Source organism: Alkalihalophilus lindianensis (assembly GCF_032843265.1).
GTDB lineage: Bacteria > Bacillota > Bacilli > Bacillales > Bacillaceae_D > Alkalihalophilus > Alkalihalophilus lindianensis.
Genome location: NZ_JAWJBA010001111.1, coordinates 1 through 232 on the forward strand (window position 1 = coordinate 1; position 232 = coordinate 232).

The 232-nt window shown below is 42.2% G+C and carries 1 pseudogene; it reads right to left on the bottom strand.

Annotated features, from left to right (window positions below):
* Positions 1-232, bottom strand: a pseudogene (locus tag RYX56_RS25545) (IS5/IS1182 family transposase); the annotation flags it as partial.

The following is a 232-nucleotide window of genomic DNA, read 5'->3' on the forward strand; positions in this document are numbered from 1 at the left end:
GGTTTTTCCGGATCGGAAACAGGAGTTTCTTCCTTTGGTTTCTCTAGAAGGAGATCCATTTGTTCCGTAGCTGTCGGTTGGTTCTTCCGCTTACGAGAACGCTTTTTTGCAAGATTCGCTGCATCTCTCGCTTCTACATGGGTTGCATAAATGGCTATATTGGAACCATCACGAAATCCTTCTTGAAAGGCTTGAAGAATAAGTTCATCATGACAATTTTCAAAAACGGGTA